Below are 23715 nucleotides of genomic sequence, written 5' to 3'. Positions count from 1 at the left end.
CCTCCGTTGTCAGTAGCCGGTTAGCGTGGGGATCCCAGGCTCCGGCAATAAAATTTTATAAAGCGGATGGTTATCCTTCACCAGATCGGCCAACGTGTAGTTGTCCAGCTCACGCAAAAATTGCTCGGTGGCGGTTTTCAACGCCTGACGTAGACGACAGGCGGGCGTGATAGCGCAAACATCACAGTTCACCAGCTGTAGCGGCTCCATCTGCCGAATAACATGCCCAATTACAATTTCTGATGCGGGTTTTCCGAGGCGAATGCCACCATTTTTGCCACGAACGGCAGCCACATAGCCCAGACGACTCAGTTGGTTAATGATTTTGACCATATGGTTGCGCGACACGCCATAAGTGTCGGTAACCTGGGTAATATTTGTCATTTGCCCGGCAGGTAAAGTCGCCATGTAAATCAGCGCACGCAGGCCAAAATCGGTAAAACTCGTCAGTTGCACAATAACCTCGGTGAATTTCCGGTGAATTTCATCCGTTTAGCATAATTATTATCTAATGATGATAAACCAGCCCATAAGATTAAGGGCATTTTTTTAAGCAAGTCGGATTTCAGGAAAAAGCGGTAAGCAAAAGGATGGGAATAAAGCGCGGTGCGTCTGCAGTAAGTCAGAAGATAAAGGCCGGAGCGTGTCCGGCCTTTTACATAATCAGGCGTCAAATGGATGACGCAGGATCATGGTTTCGCTGCGGTCCGGGCCGGTAGAGATGATATCAACCGGTACGCCCGTCAGTTCTTCAACACGCTTGATGTAATCACGTGCCGTTTGCGGCAGCGCATCAACGGACTTCGCGCCAAAAGTGCTTTCGCTCCAGCCTGGCAGGGTTTCATAGATCGGCTCAATGCCTTCCCAACCTTCTGCAGCCAGCGGTGTCGTGGTAACTTCACGGCCATCCGGCATACGATAGCCAATGCAGATTTTAACCTCTTTCAGCCCGTCCAGCACATCCAGTTTGGTCATGCAGAAGCCAGACAGCGAGTTAATCTGCACTGCACGGCGCACGGCAACGATATCCAGCCAGCCGGTGCGGCGACGACGTCCGGTGGTGGCACCAAACTCATTACCTTTTTCACACAGGAACTCGCCGGTTTCATCAAAAAGCTCGGTCGGGAACGGACCTGCGCCAACGCGGGTTGAATAGGCTTTGATAATACCCAGCACATAATCAACGTAACGCGGGCCAATACCAGAGCCGGTAGCCACGCCGCCTGCGGTAGTATTAGAAGAAGTGACGTAGGGGTAGGTGCCGTGGTCGATATCCAACAGCGTACCCTGAGCGCCTTCAAACATGATCAGGTCGCCACGCTTGCGCGCGTTATCCAGCAGGTCGGAGACATCAACAACCATGCTGGTCAGAATATCAGCGACTTCCATGACATCTTTCAACACGGTGTCATAATCGACCGCATCTGTTTTGTAGTAGTGAACCAGCTGGAAATTGTAGAAATCAACGATCTCTTTCAGCTTCACGGCGAAGGTTTCTTTGTTAAACAGATCGCCTACGCGCAGGCCACGGCGGGCAACTTTATCTTCATAAGCGGGGCCGATGCCGCGTCCGGTGGTGCCGATCGCCTTCGCGCCACGCGCTTTTTCACGCGCCACATCCATCGCAACATGATATTGCAGGATCAACGGGCAAGCTTCAGAAATTAACAGACGTTCACGTACCGGGACGCCACGTTCTTCCAGACCCTTCATCTCTTTCATCAGCGCAGCCGGAGACAGCACAACACCGTTGCCGATGATGCTGGTGACGTTTTCACGCAGGATGCCAGAAGGAATTAAGTGGAGAACGGTTTTTTCACCGTTGATGACAAGCGTATGACCCGCATTATGGCCGCCTTGATAGCGCACAACGTATTTAGCGCGCTCTGTCAGAAGGTCAACAATCTTACCTTTGCCTTCGTCACCCCATTGGGTGCCCAGTACGACAACGTTCTTACCCATTTTTTTGAAACCACCGATTGCTTAAAAAAGGATTCTACCACCATGATTTTCCACTTTCAGCACTTTTAGCATACGATTGCGCAGTTTTTTACGGCTAATTTCACCAGGCGTTCCCTGCCATTTTGCCTCTGTCAGAAGCCATTCCTGGATATGGCATTAACTGCCGCCGTGAACACTCAACATGTAGTAAACCACCGCGCCGGCCACCACAATGCCACCACCAAAGCGATGCAGCAGACGATCCGGTAGTTGTGCCATTGCAAGGATCATACGCCGCCAGACACGCGGCCACAGCATCGGCCCAAGGCCTTCTAATACCAGCACTAACGCCAGCGCCATCCAAATGGTTGTATTCATTATTTCTCAGTAGCAAACGGGCAGAAGCAGGCGATTATGCACACGGATAGAGAATCAGTAAATACAGGGTTAGCTGAAGCGGATGTAAAAAGAGTGACGGGATATATCATGGCATCATCCGCTGAATTTTATCAGGAGAATCAGGGAGAATCAGGCTGTGCGATAAAGAAGAGGGAGCCGAACAAGAGGCAAAAAAAGAGCCGACAGGCTGTCGGCTCTTTTCACAGGTTTAGCGTGTTGCGGCACCAGAAGGCGATTTCATATAACGGAAGAAATCACTGTCCGGGCTTAACACCATCACATCCTGATTGTTATTGAAGCTCTTCTCATAGGCGCGCAGGCTACGAATAAAGGCGTAGAAATCGGGATCCTGACTAAACGCATCGGCATACAGCTTAGCCGTTTCGGCATCGCCTTCACCACGCGTGATTAAAGCTTCACGCTGCGCTTCTGCCAGAGTGCGAGTGACCTGATAGTCCGCCTGAGCACGCAATTTTTCCGCCTCTTCCTGACCTTGCGAACGCTGACTACGCGCTACCGCTTCACGCTCAGCGCGCATACGGTTGTAAATCGCATCGGAAACCTCAGTTGGCAGGTTGATCTGCTTAATGCGCACATCAACGACCTCAATACCCAACGCAGCCATGCTGTTCGGGTTGATTGCCGGTCCGCTGCTGTTGGTTTCACGCTCTACGCGCGCTGCCGCACTGGCAATAGCATCATCCGCTGCTGGCGTCTGGACTTCATCATCACTTCCGGCGCTACCGGTGTTCAGCGCGTCGCGTACGTCAGTCGTCAGGCGTCCACGGGAATCGGTCACAATGTCTTTAACATCAAGACGGCCCATTTCTGAACGCAAACGGTCACTGAATTTACGCTTCAGCAGCACTTCGGCTTGTGAAATGTCGCCGCCGCCGGTCGCCAGGTAGTAACGGCTAAAGTCACTGATGCGCCACTTGATATAAGAATCCACAATCAGATCCTTTTTCTCTTTGGTCACAAAGCGATCGGCCTGGTTATTCATGGTCTGGATACGCGCGTCGAGCGTCTTCACTGACTCCAGGAACGGAATTTTGAAATGAAGGCCTGGTTCAAAAACCTGCGGCTTGTTTTCATCATCACGCAGAACTTTGCCGAAACGCAGCACGATTCCACGCTGACCTTCCTGAACCACAAACAATGACGCGTAAAGCACCACCAGCACAACGATAATTAATACGATTAATGGCTTACGCATCGCTTACTCTCTCCCTTCGCGCTGGGTGTCATTGCGCTGTGCATTAGCACGGCGGCTTTGCATAATGTCATCCTGTGAGAAGGACGAACCGCTGTTGGCGCGATCGTTGCTGCCGGTCGCCGGCGGCAGACGCATCAGACTGCTACTCTCCTGGCTGCCAGCGGCATTGGTTGAACCCGTGCCCCGCATCAGTTGATCCAGCGGCAACACCATCAGGTTATTGTTGTTGCTGTTTACCAAAACCTTACGTGTACCGCTCAGCACGCGCTCCATGGTTTCGATATACAAACGTTCTTTGGTAATTTCCGGTGCGGCTTTGTATTCCGGCAGAATTTTAGCGAAACGCGCGACTTCACCCTGCGCCTCTAACACGGTGCGGGATTTATACGCGCGCGCCTCTTCCAGAATACGCTGCGCCTGACCGTTAGCGCGCGGCTGAACTTCATTTGCATAGGCTTCTGCTTCACGAACGTACTGCTCACGGTTTTCACGGGCAGCAATCGCATCATCAAACGCAGCCTTAACTTCTTCTGGCGGACGCGCCGCCTGGAAGTTTACGTCCAGCACGGTAATACCCATGTTGTAAGGACGAATGGTCTCATCGATTTCGCGCTGCGTTTCGCTACGCACCACGGTACGTCCTTCAGTCAAAATACGATCCATGCTGGAGCGGCCGATTACGCCACGTAGCGCGCTGTCGGTTGCCTGACGCAGGCTGTCATCAGCACTGGTGACCGCAAACAGATAGCGTTCCGGATCGGTTACGCGATACTGCACGTTCATCTCAACGCGCACCACGTTTTCGTCCGACGTCAGCATTACGCCAGAAGCAGCCAGTTCACGCACCGCTTCAACGTTAACCGCACGAACCTGATCGATAAAAGTCGGTTTCCAGTTCAGGCCCGGCTCAACCAGATGGCTAAACTGACCAAAGCGCGTCACCACGCCTCGCTCCGCTTCTTTGATGGTATAGAAGCCGCTTGCGGCCCAGATAACCACGGCCGCTACGGCCACAATACCAACCAGCTTACCGCCGTTACCTGAGCTGCGCGAGCTATCGCCGCCCTTGTTGCCGCCGCCCAGACCGCCAAGCTTTTTGCTCAGCTTACGGAAGATATCGTCGAGATCGGGAGGTCCCTGATCGCGTCCTCCTTTATTACCCCCAGAGTTGCCGCCTTTATTATTGCTGCTTCCCCACGGGTCGCGGTCTTGTCCGTTATTCCCGGGCTGATTCCACGCCATGTTTATACTCCATTTATTGTGTGTGCGGTGGTATCCCAGTCCGGGATACGCCTCTCAGGCAACATCATTCAAACAATATAATCCACCAGCGTCGGTTCCTGTTTGCACAGGCGGCGCCAGTCAACAATGGGCATGCGTATCATTATACTTACGCTGCCATCCTCTTCATTCCATTCTTTCTCAATTGCCTGCAGCTGGTAAAAACGGCTACGCAAACGTCCCAGTTCAGGAGGCAAACGCAGCTGCTGCTGTACGATTTCACCAGAGAGCCGTTCGGTCAGCGCCTGAAACAGCAGCGGCAAACCTACGCCCGTTTGGGCAGAGAGCCAGACCCGAACCGGCTGGTTTTCATCGTTGCGATCGATGCGCGGCTCAAAGCCGTCCAGCATATCGATCTTGTTCATTACCTGCAGTACGGGAATATCATCGGCTTCGATCTCTTCCAGCACCGCCACTACCGCTTCGATATTTTCATCGAGCCGGACATCGGCAGCATCGATAACATGCAGCAGTAGCGTTGCTTCGCGCGTTTCCTGCAGCGTCGCTTTAAAGGCTGCGACCAGGTCATGCGGCAGATGACGGATAAAGCCTACCGTATCGGCCAGAACCACCTCGCCCACATCGGCAACGTCGATACGGCGCAGCGTTGGATCGAGAGTAGCGAATAGCTGGTCGGCGGCATAAACATTCGCAGAGGTGACGATATTAAACAGCGTGGATTTTCCGGCGTTGGTATAGCCCACCAACGAAACCGTTGGAATATCCGCTTTGGCACGTGCCTGACGCCCCTGTTCACGCTGTTTTTCTACGCGTTCCAGGCGCGACAAAATCTGACTGATACGATTACGTAGCAACCGACGGTCAGTTTCTAATTGGGTTTCACCCGGTCCGCGCAGGCCTATCCCCCCTTTTTGACGTTCAAGGTGGGTCCAGCCACGTACCAGACGCGTAGCGAGATGGCGAAGCTGAGCCAGCTCTACCTGTAATTTACCTTCGTGAGTGCGGGCGCGCTGGGCAAAAATATCCAGAATCAATCCCGTGCGGTCCAGCACACGGCATTCGCATAGACGCTCAAGATTACGTTCCTGAGCGGGTGACAAAGCATGATCGAACAGCACCACTGACGCTCCGGTCTCTTTCACCGCTTCAGCAATTTCGACAGCTTTACCTTCACCGACAAAATATTTGGGATGTGGCGCTTTGCGGCTACCGGTTATCACGCGCAGCGCTTCGACGCCTGAGGAAGAGACCAGCGTTTCAAATTCTTGCAGGTCTTCCGTCTCTTTGTCTTGCGAGAACCAGATGTGTACCAGTACGGCCTGCTCACCGGCATCATAACGGTCAAACAAGCTTAAACCTCTCTAATAGATTGACCAAAACGGGGAAGGTCATTAATGCATTCCCCGTTTTGGCAGAACGATGAAAATGCTTACTCAGCGCTGTCACCGTCTTGCTGTTGTGGCTGCGGTTGCGCTGCCTGATTATTGCCGCCGTGATGATAGTTGCTGCTGCTGCCACCTGCATTGTTGCTATGATGGGAGACTGCACGGGACGGGACAACGGTGGAGATAGCGTGCTTATACACCATCTGGCTTACCGTATTTTTCAACAAAATAACAAACTGATCGAAAGACTCAATTTGACCTTGCAGTTTGATACCATTCACCAAATAAATTGAAACCGGAACACGCTCGCGACGCAGTGCGTTCAGGAACGGGTCTTGTAATGATTGCCCCTTAGCCATTCTATCTTTTCCTTATATGCTTGTTGTTTATTACTGAGAACCCTACGGCTCTAAATACTGCGTAAAAAAATTTGCGCACGATAACGGTTCAATTGTACACATTCACCCAAGCTTCGCACCAAGAACCTGTAATACCTTGCTGAGAGCCAGCTCTGGATGTTCGCTGTCAAGCCAGTGAACATTCTGCCAGCCTCTAAGCCAGGTAATCTGGCGCTTCGCGAGTTGCCGGGTGGCGCAAATTCCCCGATAAACCATTTCGTCGTAATTAATGTCGCCTTCAAGGTATGACCACATCTGGCGATAACCAACACAACGAATGGAAGGCAAATCCGTATGCAAATCTCCTCGTGCAAACAGCGCACGCGCTTCCGCTTCAAAACCTGAAGCCAGCATTTGCTCAAAACGTAACGCAATACGCTGATGCAATAATTCACGGCTCGCCGGAGCGATAGCAAACTGAACCACATCGTAAGGCAAGGCCTCACCCGCAGTTTTCGTCAGTTCCGTTAAAGTTTTACCCGAAATGAAAAAAACTTCCAGTGCTCGCGAGAGTCTCTGGGGATCATTCGGATGAATACGAGCACCAGCAACGGGATCGATCTCACATAACTGACGATGCAGTGTGTCCCAACCCTGTTCACGCGCCGCTTGCTCTATGCGTTCGCGTACTTCCGGATCGGCCGAGGGCAACGGCGACAATCCTTCCAGTAGCGCTTTGAAATAGAGCATGGTTCCACCAACAAGCAACGGAATTCGTCCTTTTGAAACGATATCCGCCATTTCCGCCAGCGCATCACGCCGAAAGTCAGCAGCCGAGTAGGCCTCCAACGGATCGCGAATGTCCAGCAGACGATGAGGCGCCAGTGCCAGCTCTTCCGCAGTGGGCTTGGCAGTGCCAATATCCATACCACGGTAAATCAGAGCAGAATCCACGCTAATCAGCTCAACCGGCAAGCGTTGACGTAGCGACATCGCTAACGCTGTCTTGCCAGAGGCCGTTGGCCCCATCAGAAAAATAGCCTTAGGCCGGCCCGCCATTTCACTTTCACTCATGCTTCAGAGCGCTTAACGCCGTTTCTGTGTCGATCGGTTGTAATAAACCCGGAGGCGGCGATTTTAATAGCGCCGGACAAAGCCGTTCGACTTCCGCCAGCAGCGCAATCGCCCGCGAGTGATTCCAGGGCGTAAGCTCTGCTTCAGCCTGTCGTGCCAGCCATTGTGCAAGCTGGCCTGAAGAAATTACCTGCTGACGGGCGAGATAGCCTAACAGTTCTGGAATCAAGTTTTGTAAATTTTGTTGGCGCAAAGGTAAAGGCACCGCGCGCAGAGTCACATGCTGTCCATCACTTTGCAAATCAATACCAAACTGTTGCAACAATTCGGTACGCTGCTGCATCGCCTGACGCTCTGGCGCAGCCAGCTTTAGCCGCACCGGAATCAGCAGCGGCTGCGGTTTCAATCCTTCCGTTCCCGGCTCCAGCTGAGCCTGCCTTAGCCAGCGCGCCGCAACGGGCAATGCCACCAGAGCCAGCCCGCCCTGACGCTCCACCACCGCATAGCAATCATGCAGCACGGTGAGTAGTCGTCCCAGGCTTTGGCTATGCGCGGGTAAGGGTGCCGGGCCCGCCGCAGGCGATGTGACAGGCGCGGCGTCTTCTGTCCGGGGTGCTGGCGTTTGCAGCAGTTGCTGGTAAAGCGCGCCTTCGCGCTTTTGATAGCCCGGCTGCTGCTGCGGCCAGCCTGACGGGCCGCCGCCGGCGTGCGCTGTTCCGCCGCCGCTGGTCTCACGCGCAGCGGCCCCTGCCGGTTGCCCGGCGTGGTGCTCCGCCGGGGGAGCAAGGTGACGCGACGACAGCTGTGTTGGCGGACGTACTGTCACTGGCGTCGCAGGCGGGCTGGAGAAATGGTTACCGCCCGCTGCCGGGCGATTCTCCGGCTGCCAGCGCGGCTGCGTCTCTGATTCTGCAGCTAACGGCAGACTTTCCGCCCCGCTTTCCTGTAAAGCGCAAATCACGCCCTGATAGATAAAATCATGTACCAGGCGTGACTGGTGGAAACGTACCTCATGCTTGGCAGGATGCACATTCACATCAACCTGATGAGGATCGATATGCAGATAGAGCACATAGGCGGGCTGGTGCTCTCCGCTTATCTTTTCCTGATAGGCCTGGCGGATCGCATGATTGATTAGCTTATCGCGCATCATGCGGCCATTTACATAACAGTACTGCAGCTCGCTGATCTGACGTGCGCCAGCCGGATCGGCAACCCAGCCGCGCAGAATTAAATCGTCATGCTGCCACTCTATTTTCAGCGCATGTTCCATAAAGGTTGCGCCGCAGATTGCGCCCAGACGCCGCAGCTGCTGGCTCTCCTGGGTCGCCGCACGATACTGTCGCACCAGTTTACCGTTGTGCGTCAGGGAAATGGCGATATCAAAGCGCGCCAGCGCAATCCGGCGCACCACTTCATCGATATGGGTAAACTCGGTTTTCTCTGTACGCAGGAACTTGCGTCGGGCGGGCGTATTGTAGAAGAGATCGAGCACTTCCAGCGTAGTACCGACCGGATGCGCTGCCGGTTTTACCGTTACCGTCATATCACGCCCTTCCGCATACGCCTGCCAGGCTTCGTTTTGATCGGCGGTGCGCGAGGTTAGCGTCAGACGTGACACCGAGCTAATACTGGCCAGCGCCTCGCCGCGAAAGCCGAGGCTCATGATCGCTTCTAAATCATCCAGCGAAGTAATTTTACTGGTGGCGTGACGCGCCAGCGCCATAGCCAGCTCTTCCTTATCGATGCCGCAGCCATTATCACGGATGCGGATCAGCTTTGCGCCGCCTTTTTCTATATCAATATCAATGCGCGTGGCGCCAGCATCAAGGCTGTTCTCCACCAGTTCTTTCACCACCGACGCAGGGCGTTCAACCACTTCACCGGCGGCAATCTGGTTAGCCAACTGAGGAGGCAGGATCTGAATGGGCATAGCGCAGTATCCTTAATCGGGCGGAAATGGTGCCAGCCTCCGTAGAGGCTGGCGAGAAACAAAGTTGCGGCGGCAAGGCTGTTATCAGGAGGCGGGGATTTTCAGCGTTTGCCCCAGCATAACGTTAGTCGACTTCATATTGTTGGCCTGCATAATAGCCTGCGCGCTGACGCCATAGTGTACCGCGATAGCGGTCAGAGAGTCACCGCGCACCACTTTATGACGCAGCGGACCACGGTTTGCCGCTGCGCTTACCGTACCGCTGGCCGGTACTTTAAGCCGCTGCCCTACCCAAACGCTCTGTTTTTTAAGCTTGTTCAGCTGCGTCAACGTGCTCATCGAAACGCCATAGTGCGCCGCAATACCGGACAAGGTCTCGCCACGCTTTACCACATGACGCATTACCGGGCCGCTATAGCTTAACGGGGAGCTGCTGTTCGCTTCTGCTTCAACCGCCGTTGAGGACACCAACGGTCGGTTTTCCTGCTTTGGGACAGATTGTAACGGATGCGCCAGGAAATAATTACGCAGGCCACGGTAAATCGACCTGGCAATCTTCTCCTGATACGCACTGCTGCCCAGCAGGCGTTCCTCCGAAGGGTTACTGATAAAGCCCGTCTCAACCAGCAGTGACGGAATATCCGGCGAGCGCAGTACACCAAGGCTGGCATGCTCAGGGCGGCGTTTATGCAGCGCCCCTACCTGCTGTAGCTGTTGAATCACTTTGGTCGCCGCATCGTAACCAACGCGCTGCGAATGGCCGAACTGCAGATCCAGCACCGCCTGGCTCAGATAGGGATCTGCCTGGCTGTTGGCCAGCAAATCGCCCGCTCCGCCCAACAGTTCCGACTGCTTCTCATGCTGCTCCAGCCAGTTGGCCATTTCGCTGTTGGCACGTCGGTTTGACAGCACCCAAACTGAAGCGCCGCGTGCGCTGCGGTTCGGTGCGGCATCCGCGTGAATGGATACCAACAGATTGGCGTTTTGCTTACGCGCCACGTCGGAACGCCCCATCACCGAGATAAAGTAGTCGCCATCACGGGTTAACACGCCCTTAAACATCGGATCGTCATTAAGCATCGCTTTTAGTTTGCGGGCGATAGCGATAGTAACGTTTTTCTCTTTCAGGCCGTTCATGCCAATAGCGCCCGGATCCTGACCGCCATGTCCGGCATCAATGGCGACAATCACCGTATCGCTGGAAACGCTGTTGCTCTGGCCCGGCGAAACGCGACTGTTGGAGTTGGATACCGCCGTTACTTTATTGCCGTCAAAGGGATTATGCGCCGGTGCGGTTGGCTGAGGGCGAGATCGTGAGGCGCTGCTGACCGGCGCAGGCGTAACGGCGACTGGCTTGCCGGTAATGGTAAATACCACTTTATAATTATTGCCGTCGCGCTGCGTGGATGCGCGGGTTTTGCCGCGCTGCGTCAATTCAAATACCAGCCGAATGCTCTGGTTATCTTTGGGCTGGCTGGTGCGGATGCGCCTGACCAGGTTATCGCCACTAAAATTAAGCGGCAAACCTTTGATCACGCCGGACTGACGAATATCCAGCACCACGCGATCCGGGTTATGCAGCGGGAAAAAGCCGTAGACCGGCTGCCCGTTAAAGCTAAGGGTTATCGTGGCCTGAGTGTTACCGTTCGATACCTGAATATCGGACAGGTTAGCTGCCAGCGTGGTACAGGATAACAGGCACAGCAGCATCAACAGCATAACCTTGATGCGTGCCATTATGCGGGATCCTTATGGTTTAACACCTGTGAAATCAGGCGTTCTCCCAGCGGTGAATGCGCCACCAGCGCCGCCTCGCGCGCCTGATTAACGTAGCTTAACGTCAAAGAGAGATCGGGCTCAGGCAACACGCCAGCGCCCTGCTGTGGCCACTCCACCAGACAGATGGCATCGCCTGCGAAATAGTCGCGAATGCCCATAAACTCCAGTTCTTCCGGATCGGCCAGACGATAAAGATCGAAATGATAAACCGGCCGGACAAGCTGCTGATAAGGCTCAACCAGCGTATAGGTAGGGCTTTTGACATTACCCTGATGACCTGACGCCTGTAAAAAGCCGCGACTAAAGGTGGTTTTCCCTGCCCCTAAATCGCCATAAAGATAGATGACCGCCGCGCTGTCGCAGGCGCGGGCCAGATGGGCGCCCAGAGCGAGGGTTGCCGCCTCGTCAGGCAATGTGATAACACAGGTATTCATGCTTTATTGTTTAACATCTCAGGATTAACGAATTGATACAGCTCGGAAAACAGGTCAGTGGCTAACATACCGCGCGTGCCAACGCGCGCCGCCACAGCATCCGCTGCCGCTCCATGTACGACACAGCCCGCACAGGCAGCATCATACAGCGTCAAATGCTGCCCGCACAGTGCGCCAATAATGCCCGACAAAACATCGCCCATACCGCCCGAAGCCATGCCGGCATTTCCCACATCGGCAAACGCCATTTCTCCGCTCTCGCTGGCAATAATGGTGCCTGCGCCTTTCAGGACCACGACACCGCCATAGCGTTTCACCAGACGCTGAGCTGCAAGTAAGCGGTCACTTTCAATTTCTGTGGTTTTCAGATTCAGCAACCGCGCTGCTTCACCGGGGTGAGGCGTAATGATGCGATTCTGACGTTTATCGGGATTGAATGCCAGCAGGTTAAGTGCGTCAGCATCCCACAGCATCGGTTTCTGAGAATTTTCTACCTGGCTGAGGGCTTTTTTACCCCACTCTTTCTGGCCCAGACCAGGTCCGATAACAATGACATCGGCCCATTCCAGCTGTTGCTGTAGCGCCTCATCCGTTAGCTCATCAACCATAATCTCCGGGCGTGCGCCAAGAATGGGAATAATATTGTCCTTGTGAGTAAGTACTCGCACTAAACCCGCGCCGGTGCGTAAAGCCGCTTCTGCGGTCATGCGAATCGCTCCTGCCGTTCCACGATCGCCGCCCACGATGAGCAGGCGTCCATGGTCGCCTTTATGGGATGTTGGACGACGCGGCTGGAGCCAGTGGGGCAGGAATGGCGCATCGTAGCGTGCCATTGGCGCCTGCTGGCCGCTAAGCCACTCTTCCAGCCCCAGCGCGTGATAATGCAATTCACCGACATAGTCGCGCGCTTTGCCGGTAAGCAGGCCGGGCTTAAGCGCCACCAGCGTCAGCGTCATGGCGGCTTCAATCACTGCGCCCGGCGCGCTGCCATTGGTCGCGACCAGCCCGGAAGGCATATCCACAGAAAATATCGGTGCCGGATGCCGGTTCGCCTTCTCAATCAACGCATCGTAAGGCGCAGCGGGCGCACGATTCAGTCCGGTACCAAGCAGCGCATCAACAATAATATCCACCTGCTCTGGCCAGATAGCCTCCGCCGCATGAATTTCCCCGCCCGCTTCCAGCCAGCCGGCTCGCGCACTTTGTGCCTCTTCCGGCAGCGGACGGCTGCTTTCGCAGGCCAGCAGCGTCACCTGACAGCCTGCCGCCTGCGCCAGTCGCGCAATAACATAGCCATCGCCGCCGTTATTCCCCTGCCCGCATAATATTAGCCAGTGTCTGGCGTGCGGCCACCGTTGGCGAACCGTATCAAAAGCGGCGCTACCGGCGCGCAGCATCAGTTCATAAAGCGTGATCCCAAGATGATCAGCGCCTTCGGTTTCCAGCTGACGCAGCGCCTGCGCAGGCCAGACGGAGTGTGGTAAACTGTGGACGTTTTCTCTCTCAGTATGGTCAGTCATGTCACACCCTCTCGATCTTCAACAGCTTGCTCAGGATATAAAACAGTGGGGACTGTCGCTCGGCTTTCAGCAGGTCGGCATTTGCGATACCGATCTCAGCCTGGAAGAGCCGCGTCTGCAGGCCTGGCTGGATAAGCAGTATCATGGCGAGATGGAATGGATGGCGCGGCATGGCATGATGCGCGCCCGCCCGCATGAACTGCTGCCTGGCACCCTGCGCGTAATTAGCGTGCGGATGAATTATTTGCCGGCAAAAGCCGCCTTTGCCAGCACGCTAAAAAATCCCCGTCTGGGTTATGTCAGCCGCTACGCTTTAGGCCGCGACTATCACAAAGTATTACGCAATCGACTGAAAAAGCTTGGCGATTTAATACGTGAACGCTGCGAAACGGTTAATTTTCGCCCGTTTGTTGATTCAGCACCAATTCTGGAACGCCCGCTGGCGGCCAAAGCAGGGCTCGGCTGGACAGGTAAGCACTCACTTATTCTTAACCGCGAAGCGGGCTCCTGGTTTTTCCTTGGCGAGCTGCTGATCGATTTGCCGCTGCCGGTCGATCGCCCTCAGGAAGAACAGTGTGGCCGCTGCGTCGCCTGCATCACCACTTGCCCAACCGGCGCGATTGTTGAACCTTACGTGGTCGATGCGCGCCGCTGCATCTCTTACCTGACCATTGAGCTGGAAGGTGCGATCCCGGAAGCGTTTCGCCCACTTATCGGCAATCGTATTTACGGCTGCGATGATTGCCAGCTGATTTGTCCGTGGAATCGTTTCGGTCAGTTAAGCGATGAGGATGACTTTAGCCCGCGCGCCGCATTGCATGCGCCGCCGTTAACCGAGCTTTTTGCCTGGGATGAGGCAAAATTTTTGCGTGTTACGGAAGGCTCGGCAATTCGCCGTATCGGGCATCTACGCTGGCTACGTAATATCGCCGTCGCGCTGGGCAATGCGCCCTGGGATACGGAAAATATCGCGGCGCTTTCCAGCCGTCTGGGCGAAAATCCTATGCTGGATGAGCATATTCACTGGGCGCTGGAGCAGCAAAAGATTAAACGGGCAGAAAATGCTATTGAAGTGCAGCGACCGCAGCAAAAACGCCTGGTGCGCGCCATTGAAAAGGGATTGCCGCGTGATGCATAACTGCTTATATAATCACCCACGTTAAGCGCAATGACTTTTCCACAAGCTGTGAATAAAAATAAAAAGTCGTTGTCATTCAACTGAAACAAGAAGCGCAAGCGGCCAACATAACAAATTGAAATATTATCATATTCCTGTATTTCAAATAGTTATGAGAATATTGTAAGCAAACAATAATAGCTTCATGTAAGTGAAGAGAAACCTATCCTGTGGATAAGTCTGTTTAAACAGATTTGACTTCTTGCGTTGTGGCTTGCCTGACGCCGCTTACCGCTGTGGATAACATTATCCCTTATGAATGAGGAAACCATCATTCTTACAGATAAGGATAGTGAGTAGCCTGATACCCTTTCACTGCGAATGAATCTCACCCAAAGGCGGCGGTATAGCACTGGTGAAAATGAATCCGTGCTCTTCGCTGGTACTGAAGAGGGCACGGATTATGGACGTATTGCCAGGCAAATACAAGCCCTTTTCCCTGGCAATATTCAACCTGCCATTTTTTCCATTGCCAGACAGGAGATCCCTTATTACTCCAGGATACTTCCGTTAAAAAAATGCCTGTATCAAAATAAAAAACCAGCGTTTAAAAATTATTTTTTCCCGCTTCACTGTGGATACATTCTCCACTTTCCTGGCCGAATTCGCCGTTGATGTTGTGGTTTTTTAGCCGTTGAAAAGCCCCGAGCCGCTGGATAATCCCATGCTGGTTACAGCAGGGGTGTTTGGCTGAACCGTCGGCCAGGATCTGGCGAACCGTTTAGAATCCCTTCTTGCTGGCTGCGTGGCAGCCGGTTTGCCTGAAGACGGCTGCGCTGGCTTAAGGGACAATCAGTGCGTAAACGGTATGTTTTATGCGATGCGGCCGGGATAACGCATAACGTTTTTCAGCGCGAACCATGCACGGCGGCAGCAAAAAGAGACGTGAGATGTGCTTTAAAGCAGATGAAATCGTACAGGAGAAACGGTGACGGAAACACAACGACAAAACAGGGATAAGACAATAGCAGGGAAGATAAGGATAAAAGGAGGTAAACCGATGATGAAACTGGAGCGGGAAACGAGACTCGAACTCGCGACCCCGACCTTGGCAAGGTCGTGCTCTACCAACTGAGCTATTCCCGCATAATCTTTTTTTTCAGGCTGTGCTGGCTCTCTTCACTTACCCCGATTGCTTACTTCAGTAAGTTTCTGATGGTTTGTTCCGTAGCCGCCCTGCTGCAACCCAAAATACTGACCAGGATACGTTGTGTTTTTTCAACACCTTTCAAATCTGGAGCGGGAAACGAGACTCGAACTCGCGACCCCGACCTTGGCAAGGTCGTGCTCTACCAACTGAGCTATTCCCGCATAATCTTTTTTTTCAGGCTGTGCTGGCTCTCTTCACTTACCACAGTCGCTTACTTCAGTAAGTTTCTGATGGTTTGTTCCGTAGCCGCTCTGCTGCAACCCAAAATACTGACCAGAATACGTTGTGTTTTTTCAACACCTTTCAAAACTGGAGCGGGAAACGAGACTCGAACTCGCGACCCCGACCTTGGCAAGGTCGTGCTCTACCAACTGAGCTATTCCCGCATAATCTTTTTCTTCAGGCTGCGCTGGCTCTCTTCACTTACCACAGTCCCTTACTTCAGTAAGTTCCTGAGTTCGTTCCGTTGCCGTTCTGCTGCAACCCAAAATCCTGACCAGGATACGTTGTGTTTTTTCAACACCCTTCAAATCTGGAGCGGGAAACGAGACTCGAACTCGCGACCCCGACCTTGGCAAGGTCGTGCTCTACCAACTGAGCTATTCCCGCCTGCGTAGCCGATTAAAATCTTCATCGGTACGGGGAGCGCATTATACGAGAAAACTTTTGCCCTGCAAGCCCTTGAGGGCAAAAATTTGCGCTTTCGATGCATTTGCTGATTTTAGCGGCGAAATGCCGCTTTTTTATCCGATCCTGGCGCTACAGCTGTAAAAAATGGCTGCGGTAGTAGGCCAGTTCCGCTACTGATTCACGAATGTCTTCCAGCGCCTGATGGGTGCCTGCTTTTTTAAAGCCCGCCAGAATTTCTGGCTTCCAGCGTCGCGCCAGCTCTTTCAGCGTGCTGACATCCAGATAACGGTAGTGAAAATAGGCTTCCAGCTCTGGCATATATTTAAACAGGAAGCGACGATCCTGCCCAATGCTGTTGCCGCAAATCGGCGAAGCGTTAGCTGGTACCCACTGACGCAGAAACTCAAGCGTAGCCAGCTCCGCCTCGCGATCGCCATATTCACTTGCCTTGACGCGCTCCACCAGCCCGCTTTGCGTATGGGTGCGCACATTCCATTCATCCATCAGCGCCAGTTGCTCCGCGCTCTGATGCACCGCCAGCACTGGCCCTTCCGCCAGGATATTTAAATTGGCATCCGTTACCAGCGTCGCAATTTCAATAATACGATCGCGTTCCGGATCCAGCCCGGTCATTTCCAGGTCGATCCAGATAAGGTTGTTTTCATTTCCCATGTTTTATCCCGCAGTTGGCAGTCTCAGTCTGGTTTATCAGGCTGAACGGCAAGAGACCGCGCAAAGCCGCGCCGCGTCGCTCGCCGTAATTCAGCCCAGGGTGTATCATAGACGTTTTGCCTGACAAGGCGAAACCGTCGGAATCCCTGTGAGGAAGAGTGAGTAAAAATAAACTGTCTAAAGGCCAGCAGCGTCGCGTTAACGCCAACCACGAACGTCGATTAAAACAGCGTGCGGATAAGCCTGAACCAGATGACAGCCTGTTTGGTGAAGCGCAGGACGGCATTGTCATTAGCCGCTTCGGCATGCATGCGGACGTGGAAGATAGCGCGGGAGAGGTTCACCGCTGCAATATTCGCCGCACCATTCGCTCTCTGGTTACCGGCGATCGTGTTCTCTGGCGTCCTGGCGTCGAAGGCGGCGCAACGGTAAAAGGCATTGTTGAAGCGGTACATGAGCGGCGTACGGTGCTGACGCGTCCCGATTTTTATGACGGCGTCAAACCCATCGCGGCCAATATTGATCAGATTATTATCGTTTCCGCTATCGTGCCTGAACTGTCGCTGAATATTATCGATCGTTATCTGGTCGCCAGTGAAACGCTCGGTATTGAACCGGTGCTGGTGCTGAATAAAACCGATCTGCTGGATGATGAAGGCCGCGCCTTTGTCAATCAGCAGATGGATATTTATCGCCATATCGGCTATCGCGTGCTGATGGTTTCCAGCTATGAAAAATCGGGCCTTGCCGATCTTGAAGCCGCGCTAACCGGTCAGATCAGTATTTTCGCCGGTCAGTCGGGCGTGGGGAAATCGAGCCTGCTTAACGCGCTACTCGGTCTGGAATTGATCGATCAAACGATCCTGACCAATGATGTCTCTGACGTCTCCGGATTAGGCCAGCACACCACCACCGCCGCGCGCCTGTACCATTTCCCGCATGGCGGCGACGTGATTGACTCGCCCGGCGTGCGCGAGTTCGGCCTGTGGCATCTGGAGCCGGAACAAATTACTCAGGGTTTTGTCGAATTCCGTGCGTTTTTAGGCGGCTGCAAATTCCGTGACTGCAAGCATGATAACGATCCAGGCTGCGCAATCCGTGAAGCCGTGGAAAACGGGATGATTCATACATCCCGCTTCGAAAATTATCACCGCATTCTGGAGAGCATGGCGCAGGTAAAAACGCGTAAAAACTTTGGTAACAGCGAAGACTAATGCTGCCATTATGGCATCATCGGCGCGTTAGCCTAAACGGGCTGTCGCTGCTACAATTCGCCCCCTTTTTCTTCAACGTCGTGTGATTGTGATTAAGCCAGGAGGCTAACGTGTTGGATTCAATTAAACTCGGCCTGACTCATCTGCTCCCTAAAAAGTGGCTCACCGAGCTGGCTGGCTGGGCGGCTGGCAAACGTGCCGGTTGGCTGACTAAAGCAGTGATCGATATTTTTGTCTGGTTCTACCGGGTCGATATGTCCGAAGCGCAAAAGCCGGATACCGCCAGCTATCGTACCTTCAATGACTTTTTTGTCCGTCCGCTGCGCGATGAAGCGCGTCCGATTGATGCCGATCCGAACCTGCTGGTATTGCCAGCCGACGGCGCCATCAGCCAGTTAGGCCATATTGAAGGCGAAACCATTTTCCAGGCAAAAGGCCACTATTACTCTCTGGAAGCGCTGCTGGCAGGCGATCGTCAGATGGCGGCTCAGTTCCGCGACGGCGAATTCGCCACTATTTACCTTGCGCCGCGTGATTATCACCGCGTACATATGCCCTGCAACGGTATCCTGCGCGAAATGATTTATGTGCCGGGCGATCTCTATTCGGTAAATCCACTTACTGCCCGTAATATTCCCAACCTGTTTGCCCGTAACGAACGCGTTATCTGCTATTTCGATACCGAGTTTGGCCCGATGGTGCAGATTCTGGTTGGTGCTACCATTGTTGGCAGTATTGAAACCGCGTGGGCAGGCACCATTACGCCACCGCGTGAAGGGGTGATTAAACGCTGGAGCTGGCCGGGCGCTGATGCAGAAGGCGCGGTGGTGCTGCTGAAAGGTCAGGAAATGGGCCGCTTTAAGCTTGGCTCAACTGTTATTAATCTGTTCGCACCGGGTCGCATTAAGCTGGCAGAAAGCCTGGAAGCTGAAAGCAAAACGCGTCTTGGCCAGCCGATGGCTATGGCTCTGGCGCGTACCGATGCGGAAACCGTTTTACATCACCAATAAGACTCTAGCGTGCGCCTGATCCTCTGTTTTATTTTCTTCTCGCTTTTCACCCTGCCCGCCTTCGCCGCCAGCGCGCCTGATGCGGCGCAGGTGCGTCAGGAGCTGGAGCAGGCGAAATCTGCCCGCTCTACGCCTGCTCAGGCTGAACTGATACAAACGCTGGAATCAGCGTTGAGCTTTCTTGAAGCCCGCAACGAGTCGCTGGAGCGGGCAAAGCAATATCAGCAAGTCATTGATGATTTTCCTAAACTGGCGCGTGAACTGCGACAGCAGCTTACCGGTCTGAACGATAGTGCGCGCTCGCTACGCAACGGGATGAGCAGCGCTGAGCTGGATCAGGAGATCCTGCAAATCAGCAGCCAGCTGCTGGAGGAAGGACGTCAGGCGCAGCAGGAGCAGGATCGTGCCAGAGAGATCAGTGATTCGCTTGGTCAGCTACCGCAGCAGCAAACCGAAGCGCGTCGTGCGCTAAGCGAAAGCGATCGCGCCCTGCAGGCCCCTTCCGCCGCATCGGGCGCCCTCGCTCAGGCACAAAGTTATGCACGCCAGGCGGAGTCGGCGGCGTTAAAAGCGCGCGTTGACGAATTAGAGCTGGCACAGCTGTCGGCGAACAATCGCCAGGAGCTGGCGCGCATGCGCGCCGAAGTGCATCAGAAAAAAGCGGAGCAGCTGGATGATTACCTACAGGCGCTGCGCAATCAGTTAAACAGTCTGCGCCAGCATGAAGCGGAGCTGGCGCTGGCGCGTACCGAACAACTGGCGGAAAACAGCGGCGATCTGCCCGCGTCCATCACCGAGCAGTTTCATGTTAACCGTGAGCTTTCCGCCGCGCTCAATCAGCAGGCCCAACGCCTTGATTTGATCGCTTCGCAACAGCGGCAGGCCACCAACCAAACCATTCAGGTACGTCAGGCGCTCAGCACTATTCGCGAGCAGTCGCAGTGGCTTGGCGCGTCTAATTTACTTGGCGAGGCGCTGCGCGCCCAGGTGGCGCGCCTGCCGGAAATGCCGATTTCGCAGCAGCTGGATAGTGAGATGGGGCAGCTACGCGTACAGCGCCTGCATTATGAAGACTTGCTCAGCCATCAGCAGCAGTTGCGCCAGCTGAAGCAGGAAAACGGCCAGCCGCTGACCAGTGAGCAGAACCGTATTCTCGACGCTCAGATCAAAACCCAACGGGAGCTGCTCGGCTCGCTGATTTCCGGCTGCGACACCCTGATTCTGGAAGTTACCAAGCTGAAGGTCGCCAACAGCCAGCTGGAGGATGCGCTGGGTGAAATCAAAGAGGCCACCCACCGCTATCTTTTCTGGACCGCCGACGTCAATCCTCTGAGCCTGAGCTATCCGCTGGAAGTGGCGCGTGACCTGACCAGGCTGCTGTCGCTGGATACGCTGGGCCAGCTGGGCGGCGCGCTGATGATGATGATAACCAACCGTGAAACGGTGTTGCCGATTCTGGGTGCCGTGCTGCTGGTTGGCTTCAGCATCAGCTCGCGCCGTCATTACAACGCTTTTCTGGCGCGCGCCGCCAGCCGCGTGGGCAAAGTAACGCAGGATCACTTCACCCTGACGCTACGCACTGTTTTCTGGTCCATTCTGGTTGCCCTGCCCTTACCGGTACTGTGGGCCGCCTTTGGTTTTGGCCTGCAACATGCCTGGCCTTATCCGGTGGCGGTCGCCATTGGCGATGGCGTTACCGCCACGCTGCCGCTGCTGTGGGCCTTTATGATCAGCGCCGCCTTTGCGCGTTCGAACGGCTTATTTATCGTCCACTTCCGCTGGCCGCAGCTGCGGGTCGCGCGCGCGATGCGCTATTACTCGCTCTCTATCGGTCTGATTGTTCCGCTGATTATGCTGTTGATCACCTTCGCGAATCTGGAAGATCGCCAGTTTTCTGCCACGCTGGGACGGCTGTGCTTTATTCTGATCTGCGGGGCGCTGAGCCTGGTTACGGTCAGCCTGAAACGCGCCGGTATTCCGCTCTGGCTGGATAATGAAGGCAGCGGTGATAACGTTCTTAACCGGATCTTCTGGAATCTCCTGATCTGTATTCCGCTGGCGGCGGCGCTCGCCTCCTGCACCGGTTACCTGGCTACGGCTCAGGCGCTGCTGGCGCGGCTGGAAACCTCCGTCGCTATCTGGTTCCTGCTACTGGTGATTTACCATATTATTCGCCGCTGGATGCTGATTCAGCGCCGCCGCATCGCCTTTGATCGTGCGCGTCAGCGTCGTGCTGAAATGCTGGCGCAACGCGCGCGCGGTGAAGAAGAAACCACGGCACAAACGGCGGACGTCGTCGAGATTGACGAACCGGTGATCGACCTCGATGCCATTAGCGCGCAGTCGCTGCGGCTGGTGCGTTCGATACTGACGCTGATAGCGCTGCTCTCGGTAATAGTACTGTGGTCTGAAATCCATTCAGCCTTCGCTTTCCTGGAGAATATTCGGCTGTGGGACGTTAGTAGTACGGTACAGGGCGTGGAGAGCCTGCATCCGATTACGCTGGGTTCGGTGCTGATCGCGATTCTGATCTTTATTGTGACCACGCAGCTGGTGCGTAACATGCCCGCTCTGCTGGAGCTGGCGCTGTTACAGCACCTTAACCTGACGCCCGGCACCGGCTACGCCATTACCACGCTGACCAAATATCTGCTGCTGCTGATTGGCGGCCTGATGGGCTTCTCCATGATCGGTATTGAGTGGTCGAAACTGCAGTGGCTGGTGGCGGCGCTGGGCGTAGGGCTGGGATTCGGCCTGCAGGAGATATTCGCCAACTTTATTTCCGGCCTGATTATTCTGTTTGAAAAGCCGATTCGCATTGGCGATACGGTGACCATCCGCGATCTCACCGGCAGCATTACGCGCATTAATACGCGTGCAACCACCATTACCGACTGGGATCGCAAAGAGATTATCGTGCCGAATAAGGCGTTTATTACCGAGCAGTTTGTTAACTGGTCGCTTTCTGACTCGGTAACGCGCGTGGTGCTTACCGTGCCTGCGCCAGCGGGCGTAGACAGCGAACAGGTTACGACGATTTTGCAACGCGCCTGCGAACGCTGTTCCTATGTGCTGGATACGCCCGTGCCGGAAGTGTTCCTGGTGGATTTGCAGCAGGGCATCCAGCTGTTTGAGCTACGTATTCACGCGGCGGAGATGGTGCATCGCATGCCGCTGCGTCATGAGCTGCATCAGCTGATCCTGAAGGGCTTCCGTGAGCACGATATTGAGATGCCGTTCCCGCCATTCCAGGTACGTATGGAGACGGCGGCGAAGCGGAACCCAGCCAGTAACGGCTCACCCGCCTCGCATACCTTTAAATCGGGCGGGCTGTAGCCGATCGCTGGCTTAACGGCAGGCGGCGTTAAACGCACGCCTGCCGGATGGGTTTAACAGCGGTCAACCGGGAAAGCAATCACTTCGCTCAGGGATTCCGCCTTCAGCGCCAGCATTACCAGACGATCAACGCCAAGCGCGACGCCGGAACAGGCGGGCATGCCATGTTCCAGCGCGGCCAGCAGATTGTTGTCAATCGGCTGCTGCGGCAGGCCACGCGCGGCGCGGCGACGGTTATCCTGTTCAAAGCGCTGACGCTGTTCGCGCGCATCGGTCAGTTCACGGAAGCCGTTCGCCAGCTCGATCCCTTTGAAATAGACTTCAAACCGCTCCGCGACGCGATGGTCCTCGGTGCTGATTTCCGCCAGCGCAGCCTGCGTTGCCGGGAAATGGTAAATAAAGGTGGGTTTATCCTGACCAATCTTCGTTTCCACGCCCAGCATAAACAGCAGCTGCAGCAGCGTATCGCGATCCTCTTCGGCATTCGCTAAATCGCCTACGCCCAGCTTCTCGGCCACTTCACGCAGTTGTGCCTTATCCGCTGAGAGTGGATCAATCTCCAGATGACGGATAAACGCCTGCTGATAAGAGAGCGATTCCGCTGGCTGGCACTCCAGCACCTGCTGTAGCAGATCGTCCACCTCATTCATCAGGCGGTACATATCATAATGCGGGCGATACCACTCCAGCATGGTGAACTCCGGATTATGGTGGCGTCCCGCTTCTTCATTACGGAAACTGCGGCCCATCTGGTAGATCGGCCCGCTGCCTGCGGCCAGCAGACGTTTCATATGATATTCCGGGCTGGTCATTAACCAGAGATCTAACCCCTGCGACGCGCCGGGTCCGACAAAGCGGGTCTGGAAGGTGACCAGATGAATATCGGTTACCGTTGCCTGACTCATCGCCGGGGTTTCCACCTCCAGTACGCCGCGATCGGCAAAGAAACGTCGAATTTCCGCAAGGATTTTCGCGCGTTTCAACAGGTTAGAGATGGGTGCGCTCGGCTGCCAGCTTGCCGTCTCGCTCATGGGGTTTACTCCTCAGTCAAACAAGGGGATGCAGTCTACTCGTAACGCCGTTGGCAGACAAATTTGCGCTAATAAAATCGACTATTTTTCTTTTTTGCCGCAGCGAAAAATAAACGCCGCCGCTGCCTCCCATTATTGGGTGCCGCGGGCATACATATTTTTAATCAATGCTTTATCAAGTTTTTCCGAATGCTGCCGATGGTGGGGGGGACTCGTTGCGCGAAAACTGGGCTC

General features: G+C 54.6%; 18 protein-coding genes and 4 tRNA genes. 4 read left to right on the top strand and 18 right to left on the bottom strand.

What is annotated here, in order from left to right; genetic code table 11:
- Positions 1–9: 9 nt before the first annotated feature.
- The 12 genes from nsrR to nnr all read right to left on the bottom strand — a co-directional run bounded on the left by nsrR (position 10) and on the right by nnr (position 13261).
- Positions 10–456, bottom strand: coding sequence for a nitric oxide-sensing transcriptional repressor NsrR (gene nsrR, locus B1H58_RS09910; protein ID WP_085069871.1), 447 nt, complete (start codon positions 454–456; stop codon positions 10–12).
- Between the two features lie 207 nt (positions 457–663).
- Positions 664–1962 (bottom strand): adenylosuccinate synthase, encoded by a 1299-nt coding sequence (locus tag B1H58_RS09905; RefSeq protein ID WP_085069870.1) that lies wholly within the window; start codon positions 1960–1962, stop codon positions 664–666.
- 156 nt (positions 1963–2118) lie between these two features.
- Complete coding sequence (locus tag B1H58_RS09900; RefSeq protein WP_085069869.1) at positions 2119–2319, bottom strand: DUF2065 domain-containing protein; 201 nt, start codon at positions 2317–2319, stop codon at positions 2119–2121.
- 229 nt (positions 2320–2548) lie between these two features.
- On the bottom strand, positions 2549–3556 hold the full coding sequence (hflC, locus tag B1H58_RS09895; protein ID WP_085069868.1) for a protease modulator HflC: 1008 nt from the start codon (positions 3554–3556) through the stop codon (positions 2549–2551).
- A 3-nt stretch (positions 3557–3559) separates the two neighbouring features.
- Positions 3560–4798, bottom strand: a complete 1239-nt coding sequence (hflK, locus tag B1H58_RS09890) for an FtsH protease activity modulator HflK (protein WP_085069867.1) — start codon at positions 4796–4798, stop codon at positions 3560–3562.
- Between the two features lie 68 nt (positions 4799–4866).
- A complete protein-coding gene (gene hflX, locus B1H58_RS09885) occupies positions 4867–6147 on the bottom strand; it encodes a ribosome rescue GTPase HflX (RefSeq protein WP_085069866.1) in 1281 nt (426 codons plus the stop codon).
- A gap of 80 nt (positions 6148–6227) precedes the next feature.
- Positions 6228–6542, bottom strand: coding sequence for an RNA chaperone Hfq (gene hfq, locus B1H58_RS09880; RefSeq protein WP_085069865.1), 315 nt, complete (start codon positions 6540–6542; stop codon positions 6228–6230).
- Between the two features lie 102 nt (positions 6543–6644).
- Positions 6645–7595 carry a tRNA (adenosine(37)-N6)-dimethylallyltransferase MiaA gene (gene miaA / locus B1H58_RS09875; protein ID WP_085069864.1) on the bottom strand — a complete coding sequence of 317 codons (951 nt, stop codon included), beginning with the start codon at positions 7593–7595 and terminating at the stop codon, positions 6645–6647.
- Positions 7588–9528 (bottom strand): DNA mismatch repair endonuclease MutL, encoded by a 1941-nt coding sequence (mutL, locus tag B1H58_RS09870; RefSeq protein ID WP_085069863.1) that lies wholly within the window; start codon positions 9526–9528, stop codon positions 7588–7590. The genes miaA and mutL overlap by 8 nt, the downstream gene beginning before the upstream one ends.
- Before the next feature lie 84 nt (positions 9529–9612).
- Positions 9613–11265 carry an N-acetylmuramoyl-L-alanine amidase AmiB gene (gene amiB / locus B1H58_RS09865; protein WP_418304143.1) on the bottom strand — a complete coding sequence of 551 codons (1653 nt, stop codon included), beginning with the start codon at positions 11263–11265 and terminating at the stop codon, positions 9613–9615.
- Positions 11265–11741 (bottom strand): tRNA (adenosine(37)-N6)-threonylcarbamoyltransferase complex ATPase subunit type 1 TsaE, encoded by a 477-nt coding sequence (gene tsaE / locus B1H58_RS09860; protein ID WP_085069861.1) that lies wholly within the window; start codon positions 11739–11741, stop codon positions 11265–11267. Before tsaE ends, amiB begins: the two co-directional genes overlap by 1 nt.
- Complete coding sequence (nnr, locus tag B1H58_RS09855) at positions 11738–13261, bottom strand: bifunctional ADP-dependent NAD(P)H-hydrate dehydratase/NAD(P)H-hydrate epimerase (RefSeq protein ID WP_085069860.1); 1524 nt, start codon at positions 13259–13261, stop codon at positions 11738–11740. Before nnr ends, tsaE begins: the two co-directional genes overlap by 4 nt.
- On the opposite strand from nnr, the gene queG reads away from it, so the two are divergent.
- Positions 13260–14399: a tRNA epoxyqueuosine(34) reductase QueG gene (queG, locus tag B1H58_RS09850; RefSeq protein ID WP_085069859.1), complete on the top strand. Its 1140-nt coding sequence runs from the start codon at positions 13260–13262 to the stop codon at positions 14397–14399. The two genes, nnr and queG, sit on opposite strands and share 2 nt — an antisense overlap.
- A 1049-nt stretch (positions 14400–15448) precedes the next feature.
- On the opposite strand, the gene B1H58_RS09840 is transcribed toward queG, so the two are convergent.
- From B1H58_RS09840 to orn, 5 genes are all read right to left on the bottom strand, one after another.
- Positions 15449–15524: transfer RNA gene (locus B1H58_RS09840), tRNA-Gly, on the bottom strand.
- 149 nt (positions 15525–15673) lie between these two features.
- A tRNA-Gly gene (locus B1H58_RS09835) sits at positions 15674–15749 on the bottom strand.
- 149 nt (positions 15750–15898) lie between these two features.
- A tRNA-Gly gene (locus tag B1H58_RS09830) sits at positions 15899–15974 on the bottom strand.
- A 147-nt stretch (positions 15975–16121) separates the two neighbouring features.
- Positions 16122–16197, bottom strand: a tRNA-Gly gene (locus tag B1H58_RS09825).
- A gap of 150 nt (positions 16198–16347) precedes the next feature.
- Positions 16348–16890: an oligoribonuclease gene (orn, locus tag B1H58_RS09820; RefSeq protein WP_085069857.1), complete on the bottom strand. Its 543-nt coding sequence runs from the start codon at positions 16888–16890 to the stop codon at positions 16348–16350.
- Positions 16891–17048: 158 nt separating this feature from the next.
- On the opposite strand from orn, the gene rsgA reads away from it, so the two are divergent.
- From rsgA to mscM, 3 genes are all read left to right on the top strand, one after another.
- Positions 17049–18104, top strand: coding sequence for a small ribosomal subunit biogenesis GTPase RsgA (gene rsgA, locus B1H58_RS09815; protein ID WP_085069856.1), 1056 nt, complete (start codon positions 17049–17051; stop codon positions 18102–18104).
- A 110-nt stretch (positions 18105–18214) separates the two neighbouring features.
- A complete protein-coding gene (gene asd / locus B1H58_RS09810) occupies positions 18215–19114 on the top strand; it encodes an archaetidylserine decarboxylase (RefSeq protein WP_085069855.1) in 900 nt (299 codons plus the stop codon).
- Between the two features lie 9 nt (positions 19115–19123).
- Entirely contained in the window at positions 19124–22450 is a 3327-nt protein-coding gene (gene mscM, locus B1H58_RS09805) for a miniconductance mechanosensitive channel MscM (protein WP_085069852.1), read from the top strand.
- Positions 22451–22503: 53 nt separating this feature from the next.
- Here mscM and epmA read toward each other — a convergent pair whose 3' ends face one another.
- Positions 22504–23481: an elongation factor P--(R)-beta-lysine ligase gene (epmA, locus tag B1H58_RS09800; protein ID WP_085069850.1), complete on the bottom strand. Its 978-nt coding sequence runs from the start codon at positions 23479–23481 to the stop codon at positions 22504–22506.
- Between the last annotated feature and the right edge of the window lie 234 nt (positions 23482–23715).

The sequence above is a fragment of the Pantoea alhagi genome, from assembly GCF_002101395.1.
GTDB lineage: Bacteria > Pseudomonadota > Gammaproteobacteria > Enterobacterales > Enterobacteriaceae > Mixta > Mixta alhagi.
The sequence above is the reverse complement of the archived record's forward strand: the minus strand, read 5'-3'. Positions and strand labels throughout refer to the sequence as shown.

Excerpts from the sequence above, each read along its gene's own strand:
- B1H58_RS09905 (WP_085069870.1), bottom strand. The coding sequence starts at position 1,962 with ATGGGTAAGAACGTTGTCGTACTGGGCACCCAATGGGGTGACGAAGGC.
- B1H58_RS09900 (WP_085069869.1), bottom strand. The coding sequence starts at position 2,319 with ATGAATACAACCATTTGGATGGCGCTGGCGTTAGTGCTGGTATTAGAA.
- hflC (WP_085069868.1), bottom strand. The coding sequence starts at position 3,556 with ATGCGTAAGCCATTAATCGTATTAATTATCGTTGTGCTGGTGGTGCTT.
- hflK (WP_085069867.1), bottom strand. The coding sequence starts at position 4,798 with ATGGCGTGGAATCAGCCCGGGAATAACGGACAAGACCGCGACCCGTGG.
- hfq (WP_085069865.1), bottom strand. The coding sequence starts at position 6,542 with ATGGCTAAGGGGCAATCATTACAAGACCCGTTCCTGAACGCACTGCGT.
- miaA (WP_085069864.1), bottom strand. The coding sequence starts at position 7,595 with ATGAGTGAAAGTGAAATGGCGGGCCGGCCTAAGGCTATTTTTCTGATG.
- mutL (WP_085069863.1), bottom strand. The coding sequence starts at position 9,528 with ATGCCCATTCAGATCCTGCCTCCTCAGTTGGCTAACCAGATTGCCGCC.
- amiB (WP_418304143.1), bottom strand. The coding sequence starts at position 11,265 with ATGGCACGCATCAAGGTTATGCTGTTGATGCTGCTGTGCCTGTTATCC.
- tsaE (WP_085069861.1), bottom strand. The coding sequence starts at position 11,741 with ATGAATACCTGTGTTATCACATTGCCTGACGAGGCGGCAACCCTCGCT.
- queG (WP_085069859.1), top strand. The coding sequence starts at position 13,260 with ATGTCACACCCTCTCGATCTTCAACAGCTTGCTCAGGATATAAAACAG.
- nnr (WP_085069860.1), bottom strand. The coding sequence starts at position 13,261 with ATGACTGACCATACTGAGAGAGAAAACGTCCACAGTTTACCACACTCC.
- orn (WP_085069857.1), bottom strand. The coding sequence starts at position 16,890 with ATGGGAAATGAAAACAACCTTATCTGGATCGACCTGGAAATGACCGGG.
- epmA (WP_085069850.1), bottom strand. The coding sequence starts at position 23,481 with ATGAGCGAGACGGCAAGCTGGCAGCCGAGCGCACCCATCTCTAACCTG.